Annotated in this window: 20 protein-coding genes; 16 read left to right on the top strand and 4 right to left on the bottom strand. The window is 69.8% G+C overall.

The features are described from left to right. Positions 1–28: 28 nt before the first annotated feature. The 6 genes from C7444_RS00685 (at position 29) to C7444_RS00660 (ending at position 6,400) form a co-directional block, all read left to right on the top strand. The gene (locus tag C7444_RS00685; RefSeq protein WP_110399144.1) at positions 29–1,327 is read left to right on the top strand and encodes an aromatic ring-hydroxylating oxygenase subunit alpha; all 1,299 of its coding nucleotides are present in this window, start codon (positions 29–31) and stop codon (positions 1,325–1,327) included. A gap of 52 nt (positions 1,328–1,379) precedes the next feature. Further along, positions 1,380–2,495, top strand: a complete 1,116-nt coding sequence (locus C7444_RS00680; RefSeq protein WP_110398895.1) for an FAD-binding oxidoreductase — start codon at positions 1,380–1,382, stop codon at positions 2,493–2,495. A gap of 197 nt (positions 2,496–2,692) precedes the next feature. Beyond that, positions 2,693–3,739: a quaternary amine ABC transporter ATP-binding protein gene (locus tag C7444_RS00675; protein ID WP_110398894.1), complete on the top strand. Its 1,047-nt coding sequence runs from the start codon at positions 2,693–2,695 to the stop codon at positions 3,737–3,739. A 34-nt stretch (positions 3,740–3,773) separates the two neighbouring features. Next, entirely contained in the window at positions 3,774–4,598 is an 825-nt protein-coding gene (locus tag C7444_RS00670) for an ABC transporter permease (RefSeq protein ID WP_110399143.1), read from the top strand. Positions 4,599–4,626: 28 nt separating this feature from the next. Beyond that, positions 4,627–5,718, top strand: a complete 1,092-nt coding sequence (locus C7444_RS00665; RefSeq protein ID WP_110398893.1) for a GlxA family transcriptional regulator — start codon at positions 4,627–4,629, stop codon at positions 5,716–5,718. A gap of 106 nt (positions 5,719–5,824) precedes the next feature. Beyond that, the gene (locus tag C7444_RS00660; RefSeq protein ID WP_110398892.1) at positions 5,825–6,400 is read left to right on the top strand and encodes a DJ-1/PfpI family protein; all 576 of its coding nucleotides are present in this window, start codon (positions 5,825–5,827) and stop codon (positions 6,398–6,400) included. A 23-nt stretch (positions 6,401–6,423) separates the two neighbouring features. Here the strand turns inward: C7444_RS00660 and C7444_RS00655 are convergent, their stop codons facing one another. Then, entirely contained in the window at positions 6,424–6,933 is a 510-nt protein-coding gene (locus C7444_RS00655; protein WP_110398891.1) for a TerB family tellurite resistance protein, read from the bottom strand. Positions 6,934–7,077: 144 nt separating this feature from the next. Here C7444_RS00655 and C7444_RS00650 point away from each other — a divergent pair, with 144 nt between their 5' ends. Continuing rightward, positions 7,078–7,482: a ribbon-helix-helix domain-containing protein gene (locus tag C7444_RS00650; protein WP_110398890.1), complete on the top strand. Its 405-nt coding sequence runs from the start codon at positions 7,078–7,080 to the stop codon at positions 7,480–7,482. Positions 7,483–7,496: 14 nt separating this feature from the next. Here the strand turns inward: C7444_RS00650 and C7444_RS20140 are convergent, their stop codons facing one another. Beyond that, positions 7,497–7,664, bottom strand: coding sequence for a hypothetical protein (locus C7444_RS20140; RefSeq protein WP_170130581.1), 168 nt, complete (start codon positions 7,662–7,664; stop codon positions 7,497–7,499). A gap of 147 nt (positions 7,665–7,811) precedes the next feature. On the opposite strand from C7444_RS20140, the gene C7444_RS00645 reads away from it, so the two are divergent. The 7 genes from C7444_RS00645 to zwf all read left to right on the top strand — a co-directional run bounded on the left by C7444_RS00645 (position 7,812) and on the right by zwf (position 13,257). Further along, positions 7,812–8,429, top strand: coding sequence for a chromate transporter (locus C7444_RS00645; protein ID WP_110398889.1), 618 nt, complete (start codon positions 7,812–7,814; stop codon positions 8,427–8,429). Next, a complete protein-coding gene (locus C7444_RS00640; RefSeq protein ID WP_110398888.1) occupies positions 8,426–9,001 on the top strand; it encodes a chromate transporter in 576 nt (191 codons plus the stop codon). The genes C7444_RS00645 and C7444_RS00640 overlap by 4 nt, the downstream gene beginning before the upstream one ends. Positions 9,002–9,056: 55 nt before the next feature. After that, positions 9,057–9,896: a class I SAM-dependent methyltransferase gene (locus C7444_RS00635; RefSeq protein ID WP_110398887.1), complete on the top strand. Its 840-nt coding sequence runs from the start codon at positions 9,057–9,059 to the stop codon at positions 9,894–9,896. Positions 9,897–9,937: 41 nt separating this feature from the next. Continuing rightward, positions 9,938–10,825: an NRDE family protein gene (locus C7444_RS00630; protein ID WP_110398886.1), complete on the top strand. Its 888-nt coding sequence runs from the start codon at positions 9,938–9,940 to the stop codon at positions 10,823–10,825. 103 nt (positions 10,826–10,928) lie between these two features. After that, positions 10,929–11,369 (top strand): CBS domain-containing protein, encoded by a 441-nt coding sequence (locus C7444_RS00625; protein WP_110398885.1) that lies wholly within the window; start codon positions 10,929–10,931, stop codon positions 11,367–11,369. 37 nt (positions 11,370–11,406) lie between these two features. Continuing rightward, a complete protein-coding gene (locus C7444_RS00620; RefSeq protein WP_110398884.1) occupies positions 11,407–11,697 on the top strand; it encodes a hypothetical protein in 291 nt (96 codons plus the stop codon). Positions 11,698–11,793: 96 nt separating this feature from the next. Beyond that, a complete protein-coding gene (gene zwf, locus C7444_RS00615; protein ID WP_110398883.1) occupies positions 11,794–13,257 on the top strand; it encodes a glucose-6-phosphate dehydrogenase in 1,464 nt (487 codons plus the stop codon). Between the two features lie 18 nt (positions 13,258–13,275). On the opposite strand, the gene C7444_RS00610 is transcribed toward zwf, so the two are convergent. Further along, the gene (locus C7444_RS00610; protein ID WP_110398882.1) at positions 13,276–13,965 is read right to left on the bottom strand and encodes a Bax inhibitor-1/YccA family protein; all 690 of its coding nucleotides are present in this window, start codon (positions 13,963–13,965) and stop codon (positions 13,276–13,278) included. Positions 13,966–13,996: 31 nt separating this feature from the next. Continuing rightward, the gene (locus C7444_RS00605; RefSeq protein WP_110398881.1) at positions 13,997–14,758 is read right to left on the bottom strand and encodes a TerC family protein; all 762 of its coding nucleotides are present in this window, start codon (positions 14,756–14,758) and stop codon (positions 13,997–13,999) included. Between the two features lie 77 nt (positions 14,759–14,835). Between C7444_RS00605 and nhaR the strand changes: the two genes are divergently transcribed. Together nhaR and C7444_RS00595 are read left to right on the top strand one after the other, a co-directional pair. Then, complete coding sequence (nhaR, locus tag C7444_RS00600) at positions 14,836–15,756, top strand: transcriptional activator NhaR (protein ID WP_110399142.1); 921 nt, start codon at positions 14,836–14,838, stop codon at positions 15,754–15,756. Next, complete coding sequence (locus C7444_RS00595) at positions 15,753–18,059, top strand: ATP-dependent DNA helicase (RefSeq protein WP_110398880.1); 2,307 nt, start codon at positions 15,753–15,755, stop codon at positions 18,057–18,059. Before nhaR ends, C7444_RS00595 begins: the two co-directional genes overlap by 4 nt. Positions 18,060–18,065 lie beyond the last annotated feature (6 nt).

The following is an 18,065-nucleotide window of genomic DNA, read 5'->3' as shown; positions in this document are numbered from 1 at the left end:
TCTTGAACACATGACCAGGGAGCCCATGATGCCCACCCAACCGATCACCCTGCAACCGAACCCGAACGCCGCCGCCGGCACCTCCACCGCCGCGCTGCGCGAGCTGCTGGAACGCCGCCGCGCGGGCTACAGCCTGGAGGCGCCGTTCTACCTGAGCGACGAGATCTTCCAGGCCGACATGGCGCTGATCTTCGGCCGCCACTGGATCTTCGTCGCCGTGGCGCCGCAGGTGCCCGAGGCCGGCGACTACATCACCGTCGATGTGGGACACGACTCGATCCTGATCGTGCGCGACGACGACATGCAGGTGCAGGCCTTCCACAACGTCTGCCGCCACCGCGGCTCGCGCCTGTGCGAGGCCCACCAGGGCAGCCTGGGCAACATCGTCTGCCCGTACCACCAATGGACCTATGACCTGACAGGCCAGCTGATCCATGCGGACCACATGGGCGAGAGCTTCGACCGCCGCAGCCACGGCCTGAAACCCGTGCACCTGCGCAACCTCGAAGGCCTGCTCTTCATCTGCCTGGCCGACGAGCCGCCGCAGGACTTCGATCAGCTGGCCGAGCGCATGCGCCCCTACATGGCGCCGCACCGCCTGAACGAATGCAAGGTCGCGGCGCAGGTCGACCTGATCGAGCAGAGCAACTGGAAGCTCACGATGGAGAACAACCGCGAGTGTTACCACTGCGTGGGCAACCATCCGGAGCTGACGATCTCGCTGTTCGAGCACGGCTTCGGCTACCAGCCCGGTCCGCAGAATGCCGAGGGCCTGGCGCGCTTCGAGGGCATCGTGCGCGAGAGCCACGCCCGCTGGGAAGCGATGGGCCTGCCCAGCGCCGAGATCGAGACGCTGGATTCGATGGTCTCGGGTTTCCGCACCCAGCGCCTGCCGCTGGACCGCGCCGGCCAGTCGCAGACGATGAGCACCGAGGTGGCTTGCAAGAAGCTGCTGGCCGACTTCCCGGACAAGGCGCTGGGCGGCCTGTCGTTCTGGACCCAGCCGAACTCGTGGCACCACTTCATGAGCGATCACGTGGTGAGCTTCTCGGTCATCCCGGTCGGTCCGGGCCGCACGCTGGTGCGCACGACCTGGTGCGTGCACCGCGATGCGGTCGAAGGTGTCGACTACACGGTCGAGAACCTGACCCGGGTGTGGAACGCGACCAACGACCAGGACCGCCGGCTCGTCGAGGAATCGCAGATCGGCGTGGCCAGCCGGGCCTACGAGCCCGGTCCTTACTCGCCGTACACGGAAGGTCTGGTCGAGAAGTTCTGCGCCTGGTATGTCGATCGCCTGCGCGCCGGCGTGAGCACGCTGCGCTGACGCCCGACCCGACCGACCGCCCTCCACGACTTTCACGCACGAGTCCACGCCGATGAACAGCTCCGCACCCGACCTGGCCGCTTCACCCGCTCCCGCCTGGTCCGTCGACGACGAATGGCTGACCTGCGTGCAGGTGCGCGACGAGACCCACGACGTGCGCAGCTTCGTGCTGCGGTCGGTCGAGCCCCGTTGCTTCCGCTACCGCCCGGGCCAGTTCATCACGCTGGCCCTGGACATCGGCGGCGAGCGCCTGCACCGCTGCTACACGCTGTGCTCAAGCCCGACGCGGCCGGACACGGTGACCATCACGGTCAAGCGGGTGCCGGGCGGGGTGGTGTCGAACTGGCTGCACGACCACCTGCAGCCGGGCATGCGGCTGAGCGCCACCGGTCCGGCCGGTGACTTCAGCTGCTTTGCGCCCGGGCCGGTGACGGTGCCGGCGCGGGGCCAGCTCTTCCTCAGCGGCGGCAGCGGCATCACGCCGCTGATGTCGATGTCACGCGCCTGTGCCGACCTGGGCCTCGATGCCGACGTGCAGTTCATCCATGCCGCCCGCACGCCGCGCGACGTGGTCTTCGCCGAGGAGATCACGCTGCTGGCGCGCACGCTTCCCCGCTGGCGGGCCACCGTGGTCTGCGAGCAGCGCGGCGATCAGCCCGGCTACACCGGCCTGCTCGGCCGCCTGAGCCCGGCGCTGCTGCAGGGCCAGGTCGGCGACCTGCTCGAGCGTGAGGTGTGGTGCTGCGGACCGGCACCGTTCATGGCCGCCGTGCGCACCATGTTGAGCACGCTGGGCTTCGACATGGCCCGCTACCACGAAGAGAGTTTTTCATTTGAGGCCCCGGCCCTCGAGGGCAGCTCGCCGTCGAGCGGCGAGGCCGCCGCCCCGGCGCCGACCGAGGCGCCGACCTTCGAGATCCAGCTGCGCCAGCGCGGCGAACGGTTTGCCTGCAGTGCCGGCGAGACGGTGCTGCAGGCAGCCCAGCGGGCCGGGCTGCGGCTGCCCTTCTCCTGCTCGAACGGCGTGTGCGGCACCTGCCGCACCCGCAAGCTGTCCGGCGAGGTGCAGATGCAGCAGGGTGGCGGACTGCGCCCGCGCGAAGTCGCGCAGGGCTGGTTCCTGCCCTGCTGCAGCCAGCCGCTGAGCGATCTGGAACTCGACCGCTGAGCACGGTCGGCCCATGAACCCGGCAGCGCGCACCGTGACCGTGCGGGCTGCCCACGATGTGATGCACACCGCCCCGATCCGTCGGGGCGTTCGCGGAGCGCCGTCCATGACACGAGGGCAAACATGGTGCATCAATGGCACAGGGTTTGCGAACATGACGGCACCCCACCGAATTCAAACAGCCCGAGGAGGCCAGGATGTCTGAACCCAAGATTCAGGTACGCGAGTTGACCAAGGTTTTCGGCCCTCGTCCCGAGCAGGCCCTGGCGCTGCTGCGCCAAGGTGTCGGCAAGGACGACATCTTCCAGCGCACCGGCCAGGTGGTGGGGGTCAACAAGGTCAGCTTCAATGTCAATGCCGGCGACATCTACGTGCTGATGGGCCTGTCGGGCTCGGGCAAGTCGACGCTGATCCGGCTGATCAACCGGCTGGTGGAGCCCACCGCCGGATCGATCACGATCGACGGCCAGGACGTGGCCAGGCTGCCCGAGGGCGAACTGGTGCGCTGGCGCCGCAAGCGGGTGGCGATGGTGTTCCAGAGCTTCGCGCTGATGCCGCACCGCACGGTGTTCGACAACGTCGCCTTCGGTCTGGAGATCGCCGGCATGGCGCGCCTGGACTACAAGCGCAAGGTGATGGACGCGCTCGAGCAGGTGGGGCTGAAGACCTATGCGCAGAAGTACCCGTCGCAGCTGTCGGGGGGCATGCAGCAGCGGGTCGGGCTGGCCCGGGCGCTGGCGGTGGACCCGGACATCCTGCTGATGGATGAAGCCTTCTCGGCGCTGGACCCGCTCAAGCGCAACGAGATGCAGGACCTGATGCTCGACCTGCAGCGCGAGCAGCGCCGCACCATCTTCTTCGTCTCGCACGACCTGGAGGAGGCGCTGAAGATCGGCACCCGCATCGCCATCATGGAAGGGGGCAACCTGGTGCAGGAAGGCTCGCCGCACGAGATCGTGACCCGACCGGCCAACGACTACGTGCGCCGCTTCTTCAAGGGGGTGGACACCTCGCGCTACCTGACCGCGGCGGACCTGGTCGACAGTGCGATGCCGTCGGCCGATTTTCCGTTCATCCAGGGCATGACCAGACTTCCGGCCACTACCACTCTGCCCGACGCGATGAAGACCGTGCTTGGTCTGGATCAACCCGTGAGCGTCTTCGACGACGCCGAACACCTGCTGGGCTGCATCACGCCCAAGAGCCTGCTGGTCAAGATCGCGAGTACCCGCCATGTCTGCTGATTTCCTGAACCAACTGCTGGGCGACACCAAGGGCATGCTGCCGCTGGGTGCGCTGGTCAACGACGGCGTCAAGCTGATGCTCGAGCACGGCGGCTCGTTCTTCGACGCCATCGGCGCGATCGTCGAGGGCTTTGCCGAGCAGATCGAGGGCGCCTTCCTGGCCCTGCCCTCGTGGATCGGCATCCTGGCGTTCGTCGCGCTGGGCGTGTGGCGGCTGAACTGGAAGTTCGGCCTCTTCGTCGCCGTCAGCCTGATGATCATCACGATCACCGGCTTCTGGAACCAGACCATGGTGACGCTGGCCCTGGTGTTCTCGGCCACGATCATCAGCCTGGTGGCCGGCGTGCCGCTGGGCATCCTGTGCGCCCGCAGCGAGCGCTTCAACGCGCTGGTGCGCCCGGTGCTGGACTTCATGCAGACCATGCCGGCCTTCGTCTACCTGATCCCGGCGGCGATGGTCTTCGGCCTGGGCCGGGTGCCGGGCATCCTGGCCACCGTCGTGTTCGCGATGCCGCCGGTGGTGCGCCTGACCAGCCTGGGCATCCGCCAGGTCAACGCCGAGCAGGTCGAGGCGGGCCAGGCCTTCGGCTGCACCTCGCTGCAGCTGCTGTGGAAGGTGCAGCTGCCGATCGCCCTGCCCACGCTGATGGCCGGGGTCAACCAGACCATCATGATGGCGCTGTCGATGGTGATCATCGCCTCGATGGTCGGCGCGGGCGGCCTGGGCAACGACGTGCTCGCCAGCATCCAGCGCCTGGACATCGGCCTGGGCTTCGAGAGCGGGCTCGCCGTGGTGCTGCTGGCCATCATCCTCGACCGGCTGACCGAAAGCTTCGGCACCGTCAAGGTCGAACGCTGAGCGCCCGCCCGGACCCGCCGCCGCCTCGATGTCCACGCTCAACACCGCACCCGCCATGGCCCCTACCCCGCGCACCGAAGCTCCACCGCCGAGGCACATCGGCTTCCTGCTGCTGCAGAACTACTCGATGATCGCGTTCGCCAACGCGCTCGAGGCCCTGCGCATGGCCAACTACCTCAGCCGGCGCGAGCTCTACCGCTGGACCGTGGTGGGCTCGGGCGGTGAGCTGGTCGAGGCCAGCAACGGCCTGAGGGTGGATCACGGTGCGAGCCTGTCGACACTCGACGACTGCGAGCTGATGTTCGTCTGCGGGGGCGTGGAGGTGCAGAGCGCCACCACGGAGCTGGTGCGGGCCGACCTGCGGCGCCGCGCCTCGCGCGGCCAGGCACTGGGCTCGCTGTGCACCGGCACCCATGCGCTGGCGGCCGCGGGCGTGCTCGACGGCTACCGCTGCGCGGTGCACTGGGAGAACCTGGCGGCGATCCGCGAGGCCTTCCCGAAGGTGCATTTCGCCCAGGAGGTGTTCCTGATCGACCGCGACCGCAGCACCGCGTCGGGCGGCACCGCGCCGCTGCACCTGATGCTGCACCTGATCCGCGGCCACCACGGCAACAAGCTCGCGATGGACATCTCCGAGCAGTTCATCGTCGACCGGGTGCGCGCCCCGACCGACCAGCAGCGCCTGCCGCAGCCCGAGTGCATCGGGCCGGGCTACGAGCACCTGATCGAGGCCGCCGAGCTGATGGCCGCCAACATCGAGGAGCCGCTGACGCTGTCGGAGATCGCCGCGGCCACCGGCATCTCGCTGCGCCAACTGGAGCGGCTGTTCCACCGCTACTACAGCATGAACCCGGCGCAGCACTACATGAACCTGCGCCTGCGCCGCGCCCGCGAGCTGCTGACCCACAGCAGCGCTCCCATCATGCAGATCACCGTGGCCTGCGGCTTCCAGTCCTCGTCGCACTTCTGCAAGGCCTACCGGGCGCTGTTCGGCCATGCACCCAGCGACCATCGGCGCAAGGGGCGGCTCGGGGCCGGGGTCACGGCCCTGCCGACCGACCGCGCCGGCCTGTTCGTGCCGCCGGCGATCGGCAGCCGGCCGGCACTGCGGGTGGCCTGATCCACTCAGGGAGAACCCCAGTTTCGACCACAGGCGGCTACTACCCGCCGTGGCGGCGGGTTTTCGACAATGGACTCGTCCTTCCCACTGACCCCGGAGACGAGCCATGAGCAAGATCCTGATGCTGTGCGGCGACTACGCCGAAGACTACGAGACCATGGTGCCCTTCCAGGCACTGCAGGCCGTGGGCCACACGGTGCACGCCGTCGCCCCGGACAAGAAGGCCGGCGACTTCGTGATGACGGCGATCCACGATTTCGAGGGTGCGCAGACCTACAGCGAAAAGCCCGGCCACCGCTTCACGCTCAATTTCGGCTTCGCCGACGTGAAGGTGGACCGTTATGACGCGCTGGTGATCCCCGGTGGTCGGGCGCCCGAATACCTGCGCATGCACGCCAGCGTGGTGGCCATGACGCGGCATTTCCTGGAGGAGGGCAAGCCGGTGGCGGCGGTCTGCCACGGCGCGCAGCTGCTGGCGGCCACGGGCCTGATCAAGGGCCGGCGGGTGTCGGCCTATCCGGCCTGCCAGGTGGAAGTGGAACTGGCCGGCGCCGAGTACGTCGGCATCCCGGTCGACCAGGCCATCACCGACGGCAATCTGGTCACCGCGCCGGCTTGGCCGGCGCACCCGGCCTGGATAGGCCAGTTCCTGGTGGTGCTGGGCACACGCATCACGCTGTGAGGCGTGAGGCGTGAAGCCGGGGATCAGTTCAGCGCGAGCTTGACCTGGTAGCCCGGCTGGTTCTTCGGGTGGCTCTGGTTGGTGAAGACCGTGCGGTCGGCCTTGAGCATGATGACCTCGAAGAAGGGGCGGAAACGCTCCTCGCTGATGCCGAAGGCGCTCAGGAACTTGGCGAACATCGCCTGCTCTTCCGGCTCGGGCTGGCCGTCGGCCAGCGAGGAGTCGATCAGGTTGACCATGATGCACATCTTCTGGGCATCGCTGAGCAGCGGAGCGGCTTCGGCCAGGAAGGTCTCGAGCGAATTCTTCCGGCGGTACTTCAGTGCCGCGTCCAGCAGGGCCTGGTTCTGGGCACCGACCCCGATCGTGCCCTTGCCGTCGTCCTGGCCGCCCAGCACGGACAGCAGGTGACCGACCTCTTCGCTGTCCATCTCGCCGTCGGCCGACATGATGTAGATCAGCGCGGTGGTGAAGGCGAGGTGGGGCGTCATCTTGTCGCCGGTGTCGCTCTTGAACATGTCGAACAGACCCATTCGTGTATCTCCGTCAGTGGGGTGGTGCGTTGGAATAAAGTGCAGAAACTGCCACCGGATCTGCGATCCGGCCATGTCAGATGGGTCTGGTGGAAAAGAGTTCAATCCCTCCGGCAGGCCGATGGATCCCAGGAGCGTGAACAGATGTGCAGGATCTTCATCAGTGCCGACCCCGCCAGCTACGACAGCCGCACCCGCTCGGTCCGGCTGCACGGCGTGGTGACCAGCATCCGGCTGGAAAACCTCTACTGGGACGTGCTCGACGAGATCGCCCGGCGTGACGGCATGGGCGTGGTGCAGCTGATCGAGCGGCTCTACGACGAGCTGGTGGCCGAACGGGGCGCGGTGGGCAACTTCAGCTCCTTCCTGCGGGTGTGCGCGCTGCGCTACGAGAGCCTGATCGCCCAGGGCCGGCTGCCGCGGGACCTGTCCGTGCCGATCCGCTCGCTGGACGCGCAACAGGTGCTGCACGGGCTGGCCCGACCGGGGGCCGCCACCGCCGCGCCGCCCGACGAGCCGGGCCACCGGCCGGGGGCGCTCCGGCACTGAGCCCCGGCCGGGCTTCAGCCCGCAGCGGCCCGCGTCGAGGCGCCGCCGCGGGCCCGCGAGGGCCTGGCCTTCTTCATCTCCAGGAAGAGCGGGTAGAGCTGCTGCGCGGCGGGTGACAGCCAGACCGGCCCGATCCGCAGTGCCTTCGGCACCGCGCAGAACACGCGGGTGCGCTCGAACAACGCGGTGCAGCTGCTGCTGCCGGGTGGGCCGGCCGGCCTGAAGGCCGGTGGCCGCTCGACCGGGCTGGAGCTGGGCCTGCGACACCTGTTCTGAGGGACGCCCCGCTGCCGCCGGGCCGCCGGGGACGACCCGGCTACCATTTCCGCATGAGTCCCTCCGCACCGACCTTGCCCGACCGCCCGCGACCCGGGTCCTGCCGGGAGCTCTTCCTGGCCTTCTCCCTGCTCGCGATGCAGGGCTTCGGCGGCGTGATGGCCGTGATCCAGCGGGAGCTGGTCGAGCGCCGCGGCTGGCTGACGCGCGAGGGCTTCGTCGAGGACTGGTCCGTCGCCCAGGTGCTGCCCGGCCCCAACGTGGTCAACCTGGCGCTGATGTTCGGTGATCGCCACTTCGGCTGGCGCGGCGCGGCGGCGGCGATGCTGGGGCTGCTGGTCTTCCCGCTGCTGCTGCTGATGGTGCTGGTGCTGGGCTTCGCCCACTACCAGCACCTGCCGCAGGTGCAAGGGGCGCTGCGGGGCATGGGCGCGGTGGCCGCCGGCCTGATCGTCGCCACCGCGCTGAAGCTGTCGACGGCGCTGCACCGCCATGTGCTGGGCCGACCGGCCGCGGCGCTGATCGCCGCCCTGGTGTTCGTCGCGATCGCGGTGCTGCGGCTGCCGCTGCCCTGGGTGCTGCTCGGCCTGGGCGGCCCGGCCTGCCTGCTGGTGGCCTGGCGGCTCGCCCGCCTGGAGGCGGTGCGCCCCGGTGCCGGGGGTCGGCCATGAACGGGGTGCACCTGGACGGATTCGACTGGCTGGTCTTCGCCGGCCACTTCGCGCTGCTGTCGCTGCTGTCGGTGGGCGGGGCGATCACCGTGGCCTCGGACCTGCAGCGCCGCCTGGTCGTGGACCACCAGTGGCTCAGCGATGGCCAGTTCAGCGCGTCGGTCGCGCTGGCGCAGGCCGCCCCCGGGCCGAACGTGCTGTTCATCGGACTGGTCGGCTGGCACGTCGGCCTCAACGCCGGCGGCCTGCCGCTCGCGCTGCTGGGCCTGGCGCTCAGCCTGCTGGCCATCCTGCTGCCCAGCTCGGTGCTGACGCTGCTGACCACCCGCTGGGCCCGGCGCCACCACGAGGACCGCGGCGTGCGGGCCTTCAAGCAGGGCATGGCACCGGTGGTGATCGGCATGATGCTGGCCACCGCCACGGTGCTGGACCTGGGCCTGGGCGCGCCGCTCGAACACCTGCCGGTGTGGCTGGTGACCGCCGTGTCGGCCGGGCTGGTCTGGCGCACGCGGGTGCACCTGCTGTGGCTGCTGGGAGCCGGCGCGCTGATGGGGGCGCTGGGCTGGATCTGACCCGCCCGGATCCCGACCACGACACCACGACTCTCCTGCGGCCCAACAATGGGCCATGAGCCCTCCGGAACCCGGTCCCGCCACCCAGCCCCCGCCTGACCTGGCGGAGCATTTCGCGCGCATCGTCACCGACCGCCACCTGAAGGCCGGTCGGGCCCTGGTGGCCGCGCTCGGGCCGCTGCAGGGCGGCGGCGTGCTGGAGCTGGGCTGCGGCACCGGCCTGCTGAGCGAGCACCTGGCCGAGGTGGTGGGCCCGGGTGGCGAGGTGCTGGGCCTGGATCCGTCGCCGTATCACGTGACCATCGCGCACCAGCGGGCCCGGCCCCATGTGCGGGTGCAGGTGGGCTCGGCCACGACGCTGGGGCGTTTTCCGGCCGGCTGCTTCGACGCCGTCGTCGCCAACGACCTGCTGCACACCTGGCCCGAGCCGGCGCAGGTCCTGCACGAGCTGCACCGCGTGCTGCGACCGGGCGGGCGACTCGGCCTGGTGACGCCATGCCGGGACCATCCCCACCCGGTGGACACCGCGACGGCCGCGGTGCTGGCCCGCAAGCCCTACGACCGCCATCCACCGGCCGCCGAGGACCTCGGGCAGGCAGTCAACGCCACCGGCCTCGAGGCGCTGCTGCACGAGGCCGGGTTCGAGCGGGTGCGGATCGAGGCGCAGGCCGACGTGACCGTGCACCCCTCCGTCAACGCCGCGATCGAATTTGTCCAGGCCGGTCGCTGGGGCCGCTTCCTGCGGCAGCTGCCCGAGACCCCGTTCAACCTGCGTGCCCGGGCCCGCTCCGAGGTGGCGGCCGAGCTGGTGCGCGTGCGCACGGACGAAGGCATCCGCCACACCGGCGTGCGCCTGCTGGCCGTGGCCACCCGGGCCCTGCCCGCACCCTGCTGAACCGGCGCGCCACCCCCTTCCACCTCGAGCGAGATCACCCCATGAGCCTCATCAGCATCGCCTGGCGCGCCCACCCCGACTTCCCGCTGATCGTGCTGTGCAACCGCGATGAGCGCCACGACCGCCCGACCGCACCGGCGGCCTGGTGGCCCGGGCACGACGGCCTGCTCGCCGGGCGGGACCTGGCGGGTGGCGGCACCTGGCTGGGCGTGAACCGCCACGACGGCCGCTTCGCGATGGTCACGCCCTTGCGGGACACCACGCCGGTCGAGCCCGGCACGCCCAGCCGGGGCCGGCTGCCCGTCGAGTTCTTCGGCTCCGGCGAAGAGCCGGTCGTGCACGCCCGGCGCTATGCCCGCGACAAGGGTCCGTACGCGCCGTTCAACCTGATCGTGGGCAACCCGCGCCAGGCGCATTACGCGGCGACCCGCGCGCGGGTCTCGCTGCCGCTGACCGAGGGCATCCACGTGCTGGGCAACGGCCTGATCGACCAGCGCTGGCCGAACGCCGAGCGCCTGGACACCGTGTTCGGCGCCTACGTCAAGGGCACCGGCGGCTTCGTCACGCTGGTCGACGGCTACCCGCGCATCGGCGACGTGCTCGCCCGCCGCGGCCTGCAGCTGCCCGTGCCGCAGGACGAACTCAGCCCGCAGGACATCGCCGCGGCCGGTTTCCTGATGCTGGCCGACCGCGGCACCACCCGCGCGGGCCTGCCCGACACCGGCCTCGACGCGGCGGAGGAGGAGCGCCGCTCGGCCCCGTTCGTCGTCGGCGCGGAACACGGCACCCGCTCGAGCACCGTGCTGATCATGGCGCGCGACGGCCGGGTGCATTTCGAGGAGCGCAGCTTCGACGCCGCCGGCGAGCCCTGCGGCACCGTGCTGGAGCAGTGGCAGCAGGACGGCGGGGTGTTCGGCGCCGCGCCGTGAAACGCCGGGCAGTCCGGGGTGAATTCAACCGGCAGACATCCGCATCGACAACACCCCCGAGAGATGCTTAACTAGAGCGATCCTGATCACCGAGGAGAGTGCCGTGAAGACCGCTGCCGAGTTGCTCAAGTCCAAGCCCCATCAGACCGTGCACTGCATCGGCCCCGCGGCGTCGGTGTTCGAGGCGGTCAAGCTGATGGCGGAAAAGAACGTCGGAGCGCTGCTCGTGACGCAGGGCCCCGACGTCGTCGGCATCGTCACCGAGCGGGACTACGCCCGCAAGGTCGTGCTGCTGTCGCGCTCGTCCAAGGAGACCCGGGTGAACGAGATCATGACCTCGGCCGTGATGTACGTGGGCCCGGAGCACACCACCGAGGACTGCATGGTCCTGATGAACCGCAACCGGCTGCGCCACCTGCCCGTCATGGCCGACGGCCAGCTGCTGGGGCTGATCTCCATCGGCGACCTGGTCAAGGGCATCATCTCCGAGCAGCGGTTCATCATCGAGCAGCTCGAGCACTACATCTCCGGGGAACGGAGCTGAACGGCACGGCACGACGACACGACCAGGAGGTGCGACCATGGACCACGGTTTTGGCAGCGAACTGCCCCGCAAGCACAGCAGCACCCCGCACCGGCCCCCGGCGCGCTACGTCGTGCTCATCGACTCGGGTGGCTCGACGGTCGTGCGCCTGTTCCTCGAGAACCGGACGGTCGCCGCCGAGTTCGATGCCGGGGCCGAGGAAGCCAGTCGCCTGACCCAGGGCCTGGTGCCCATCCGGGGTGCCACGGCACCGGAATGGGACCATGCGCTCGAAGGCCACAGCGCCGAAGAGCGGGCCGCCGCCGAGGTCTACACGCTGCCGATCTGACCCGCCGTGCGGGACCTTCAGGCCCAGGACTTGCTGACCGGGTGTTCCGATGCGCCCGGGGCGGGCGCCGTTCATCCCGATGACGAGGAGCACACAGTGGCCAAGATTTCCCCGGGCGTGGGCCCGCGCTACCCGCAGGTGGTGGTGCTGTTCGGTGCGACGGGCGACCTGGCCCGGCGCAAGCTGCTGCCCGGGCTCTACCACCTGTCGAGCGCCGGGTTCATCCCGGGCTGCCGCATCATCGGCGTCTCGCTCGACGAGATGGACGTCGAGGGCTTCCGGCAGGCCGCGCGCGGCGCGCTCGAGGAGTTCTCCAGCCGCACGCTGACCGAGCCGGACTGGGAGGCGTTCGCGCGCAGCCTGGACTACGTGCCGCTGGCCGCCGGTGCCGGTGCGCTGCGGGCCGCGGTCGACCGGGCCGAGATGTCGCTGGGCGGCGAGAGCCGCCGGCTGCACTACCTCAGCGTGCCGCCCAGCGCCGCGCTGTCGGCGGTGCGCCTGCTGGGCGAGGCCGGCCTGGTGGAGCGCTCGCGCATCGTCATGGAAAAGCCCTTCGGCACCGACAAGGCCAGCGCGGTGACGCTCAACGCCCGGCTGCACGAGGTCTTCGCCGAGGAGCAGATCTTCCGCATCGACCACTTCCTGGGCAAGGAGCCGGCGCAGAACATCCTCGCCTTCCGCTTCGCCAACGGCCTATTCGAGCCGATCTGGAACCGCAACTTCATCGACCACGTGCAGATCGACGTGCCCGAGACCCTGGGCCTGGGCAAGCGCAGCGGCTTCTACGAGCAGACCGGCGCCTACCGCGACATGGTGGTGACCCACCTGTTCCAGATCCTCGCCTTCATGGCGATGGAGCCGCCCACCGCGCTGGAGCCCGCTCCCATCAGCGAGGAGAAGAACAAGGTCTTCCGCAGCATGCTGCCGATCCAGCCGCACGACGTGGTGCGCGGGCAGTACACCGGCTACCGCGACGAGGAGGGGGTCGATCCCGAATCGGAGACCGAGACCTTCATCGCGCTGAAGTGTTTCATCGACAACTGGCGCTGGGCCGGCGTGCCGTTTTTCCTGCGCACCGGCAAGCGCCTGGCCGAGGGGCAGCGCATCATCTCGATCGCCTTCCGGGAACCGCCCAAGAGCATGTTCCCGGCCGGCTCGGGCGTCGGGGCGCAGGGCCCGGACCACCTGACCTTCGATCTGGCGGACGCCTCGAAGATGTCGCTGTCCTTCTATGGCAAGCGGCCCGGGCCGGGCATGCGACTGGACAAGCTGAGCCTGCAGTTCGCGATGCACGACACGGGCCTGATCGGCGATGTGCTCGAGGCCTACGAGCGCCTGATCCTCGACGCGATGCGGGGAGACCGCACGCTGTTCACCACCGCCGAGGGCATCGAGCGCCTGTGGGAGGTGTCGACCCATCTGCTGGAGGCGCCGCCGCCGGTGCGGCTCTATGCGCCGGGCTCGTGGGGACCGAAGTCCATCCACCAGCTCATCGCGCCGCACGCCTGGCGGCTGCCTTTCGAGCGGGCCTGGCGGGACCCCAACCGCCATGGCGGCTGAGGCCCTGCCGCCCCGGCCTCACTCGTCCTTGCCGCCGAAGATGCCCAGCAGCATCAGCAGGGACTGGAACACGTTGTAGATGCTCAGGTAGACACCCAGCGTGGCGGTGATGTAGTTGGTTTCCTCGCCGTCCTGGACACGCTTGAGGTCGTGCAGGATGAAGGCCGAGAAGATGCCGATGGACAGCACCGTCAGCGTGATCATCAGCGCGCTCGACTGCAGGAAGATGTTGGCGATGCCGGCCACCATCATCATGATCGCGCCGATGAACAGCCACTTGCCCATGGCACTGAGGTCACGCTTGATCACCGAGGACAGCGAGGCCATGCCCAGGAAGATCGCGCCGGTGCCGGCGAAGGCGGTCATCACCAGGCTGGTGCCGTTGGCCAGGCCCAGCACGGTGCCGACTAGGCGCGCCAGCATCAGGCCCATGAAGAAGGTGAAGCCCAGCAGCACCGGCACGCCGGCGGCGGAGTTCTTGGTCTTCTCGATGGCGAACATGAAGCCGAAGGCGCCGGCCATGAAGATGATCATGCCCATCATCGGCGACATGGCGCGGGTGATGCCCGTGGCCACGCCGATCCAGGCGCCGAGCACCGTGGGCACCATCGACAGCGCCAGCAGCCAGTAGGTGTTGCGCAGCGTCCGGTTGCGCTCGGCAACCGATACCTCGGCATGGCCGAAGTGGAAGGACTGGACATTGTTCATGATGTTTCCTTGAAGGTTGGAACGACGAGGATCAGGACGCGTCGGCCTGGGCCAGGCGCAGGCGCTTGGTGCGGGCACGGATGTTGAGCGCCTCGACCGCCAGGGAGAAGGCCATGGCACCGTAGATGTAGCCCTTGGGGATGTGCATGTCGAAGGCTTCGCCAGTCAGCGCCATGCCCACCATCACCAGGAAGGCCAGGGCCAGCACCTTGACGGACGGGTGCGCGTCGACGAAGTCACCGATCGGCTTGGCAGCGAACAGCATCACGCCCACCGAGGTCACCACGGCCGCCACCATGACGCCGATCTGGTCGACCATGCCCACGGCGGTGATCACCGAGTCGAGCGAGAACACGATGTCGATGACCGCGATCTGGCCGACGATGCCCAGCAGCGCCTTCTTGCCGGCGGCACTCTTGGCTGCGGGGGTCTCGCCCGCATCGGGGCCCTGCTGCTCACGGGCCTCGACCTCGACGAAGATCTCGTGGGACGCCTTGTAGAGCAGGAACAGGCCGCCGAACAGCAGCACCAGGTCACGTCCGCTGATGCCCGTGCCCATCACGGTGAACAGGTCGGCGGTCAGGCCCATCACCCAGCTCAGCGAGAACAGCAGCAGCAGCCGCGAGACCATCGCGAAGCCCAGGCCGAGGCGGCGGGCCAGGTCACGCTGTTCGGGTGGCAATCGCCCGACCAGGATGGAGATGAAGATGATGTTGTCGATGCCCAGGACGATTTCCAGGGCGGTCAGCATCGCGAATGCGATCCAGAGGTTGGGGTCGAGCAGGAGTTCCATGGTGACGAAATCTAGCGGCTCCAACACTTCGCGTAAAGTCGAATATCAAGAATCATCAGATCTGAAAAACAGAAGTGATCAACTTCAAGCACCTCTATTATTTCTGGGCCACGGCCAAGGCCGGCGGGGTCATGCGCGCGGGCGAGCAGCTGCATACCACGCCCCAGACGCTGTCGACCCAGATCAAGCTGCTGGAGGAGAGCCTGGACTGTGCGCTGTTCCGCAAGAGCGGGCGCCGGCTCGAGCTGACCGACGACGGCCGGGTGGCGCTCGGTTATGCCGACCAGATCTTCGCGCTGGGCACCGAGCTGGAGACCGCGATCGGCAAGGTGCGCCACCGCGAGACGGTGCTCGACTTCCGGGTCGGCATCGCCGACCAGGTGCCCAAGTCCATCGCCTACCGGCTGCTGGAGCCGGCGCTGGACGGACCGGATCCGGTGCGCCTGATCTGCCATGAAGGCAAGCTGCAGGACCTGCTGGCCCAGCTGGCGGTGCACCGGCTCGACCTGGTCATCGCCGACGAGGCCATGGGCAAGAACCTCAGCGTCAAGGCCTTCAGCCACGCGCTGGGCACGACGGCGATGAGCTTCTTCGCCACGCCGGCCCTGCGGGATGCGCTGCAGGGCGAGTTTCCGGCCTGCCTGGAGGGCGCGCCGATGCTGGTGCAGGGCGCCACCTCGGCGATGCGGCAGCGGCTCGACATCTGGCTGGCCGAACACCGGCTGCGCCCGCGGCTGGTCGGCGAGTTCGACGATGCGGCGCTGCTGAAGGCCTTCGGCGCCGAGGGCCGGGGGATCTTCATGTCACCCACCGTGCTCGAGGCCGAGACCTGCGAGCAGTACGGCGTCGAGATCCTCGGCCAGTCGAGGGTGCTGGTGGAGGAGTTCTTCGCCATCTCCGTCGAGCGGCGCATCACCCACCCCTGCGTCGCGGCGATCACCGAGGCGGCCCGGGAGCACTTCCTCGCGCCCCGCCCGGCCGCGCCGGTGACGACATGACCTCCGCCGGGAACGACCCCTGCACGCCGACGTGCACCGTCGCCGTGCGGGCGCTGTGCGAGTTCACCGCCAAGGCGGGTGACCTCGACCTGCGTTTCACGCCCTCGCCCACCGCGCTCGAGGGCCAGGAGGGGCATGCGCTGGTGGCCGCCCGCCGCGGCCCGGCCTGGCAGGCCGAGCTGCCGCTGAGCGGCGACTTCGGCACGCTGCGGGTGCGCGGGCGGGCCGACGGCTACGACATGGCCCGCCAGCGGCTCGAGGAGATCAAGACCCACCGCGGCCGGCTCGACCGGCAGCCCGCCAACCACCGCGCGCTGCACTGGGCGCAGCTGCGCATCTACGGCTGGCTGCTGTGCGCGCAGCAGGGGCTCGCGGAGGTGGAACTGGCGCTGGCCTACCTCGACATCGGCACGCAGCAGGAGACGGTGTTCACCGAGCGGGCGCCGGCGGCGGCGCTGCAGGCCCACTTCGAGCAGCGCTGCCGGGCCTATCTGGCCTGGGCGGCGCAGGAGGCACTGCACCGCAGCGACCGGGACCGTTCGCTGGAGACGCTGCGCTTTCCGCACCCGGACTTCCGCCCCGGCCAGCGGCCGCTGGCCGAGGCCGTCTACAAGGGCGCGCGCGCCGGGCGCTGCCTGATGGCGCAGGCGCCCACGGGCATCGGCAAGACGGTGGGCACGCTCTTCCCGCTGCTCAAGGCGATGCCGGCGCAGCGGATCGACCGGGTGTTCTTCCTGACCGCGAAGACCTCGGGCCGGGCCATGGCGCTGCACGCGCTGGAGACGCTGCGCCGCAGTGCCGACCTGCCGCTGCGCACGCTGGAGCTGGTGGCACGCGACAAGGCCTGCGAACACCCGGACCGGGCCTGCCACGGCGAGTCCTGCCCTCTGGCCCGGGGCTTCTACGACCGCCTGGGGGCCGCACGCGAGGCCGCCCTCGCGCTGCCGGCGTGGGACCGCGAAACGGTCCGCGCGCTGGCCGCCACCCACACGATCTGCCCCTACTACCTGACCCAGGAGCTGGCCCGCTGGAGCGACGCGGTGGTGGGCGACTACAACCACTTCTTCGACTCGAGCGCGCTGCTGCACGGACTGACCGCCACGCAGGACTGGCGCGTGGCGCTGCTGGTCGACGAGGCGCACAACCTGGTCGACCGCGCCCGCTCGATGTACAGCGCCAGCCTGGAGGCCGCCAGCCTCAAGCGGGTGCGCGACACCGCGCCCCCGGCGCTGCGCCTGCCGCTGCAGCGGCTGCAGAAACGCTGGAAGGCGCTGCTCGGCGCCCATCCCGAGGACCACCAGCTGCTGGCCGAGGCGCCGGAGGCGCTGCTGCAGGCGCTGCAGCAGGCCCACTCGGCCATCCACGAGCACCTGGCCGAGCACCCGACCGAGGTCGACGCCGACCTGCAGGGTTTCCTGCTCGACACCCTGGCGCTGACCCGGCTGGCCGAAAGCGACGGCCCCCATTCGCTGTGGGACCTGACCCGCAGCGGGCTGGCGGTGACGCTGTGCCTGCGCAACGTGGTGCCGGCCGGCTTCCTGGCGCCGCGCTGGGCCGCCGCGCACAGCAGCACGCTGTTCTCGGCCACGCTGCAGCCGGGGCACTACCACCGCGAGCTGCTGGGGCTGCCGCAGGACACGGCGCAGATCGACGTCGAGTCCCCGTTCGACAGCGGCCAGCTGGCCGTGCACATCGCCCGGCGGCTGTCGACCCGCTACAAGGACCGTGCCGCCTCGCTGGAGCGCATCGCCGACCTGATCGCGCAGCAGTACGGCGAGCGCCCCGGCCACTACCTGGCGTTCTTCAGCAGCTACGACTACCTGGAGCAGGTGCTCGCCTGCGTCGAGGCGCGGCATCCGGGGCTGCCGCTGTGGCGCCAGTCGCGCCGCATGAGCGAAGCCGAGCAGGCGGCCTTCCTGGCGCGCTTCGTTCCCGGCGGACGGGGCGTGGGCTTCGCGGTGCTGGGTGGCGCCTTTGCCGAAGGCATCGACCTGCCGGGCGACCGGCTGATCGGCGCCTTCGTCGCGACGCTGGGCATGCCGCAGGTCAATCCGGTCAACGAGCAGATGCGCCAGCGCATCGACCAGCTGCTGGGCCACGGCTTCGACTACACCTACCTCTATCCCGGCCTGCAGAAGGTGGTGCAGGCCGCCGGCCGCGTGATCCGCACGCCGCAGGACCGCGGGGTGGTGCACCTGCTGGACGAGCGCTTCGCGCGGCGCGAGGTGCGTGCGCTGCTGCCGGCCTGGTGGTCGCTGGACGGCACGGGCGGCGGGTCGACCCCGCCGACGCCGCCCGGCTGAGCGGGC

Source organism: Sphaerotilus hippei, from assembly GCF_003201595.1.
GTDB lineage: Bacteria > Pseudomonadota > Gammaproteobacteria > Burkholderiales > Burkholderiaceae_C > Sphaerotilus > Sphaerotilus hippei.
The sequence above is the reverse complement of the archived record's forward strand: the minus strand, read 5'-3'. Positions and strand labels throughout refer to the sequence as shown.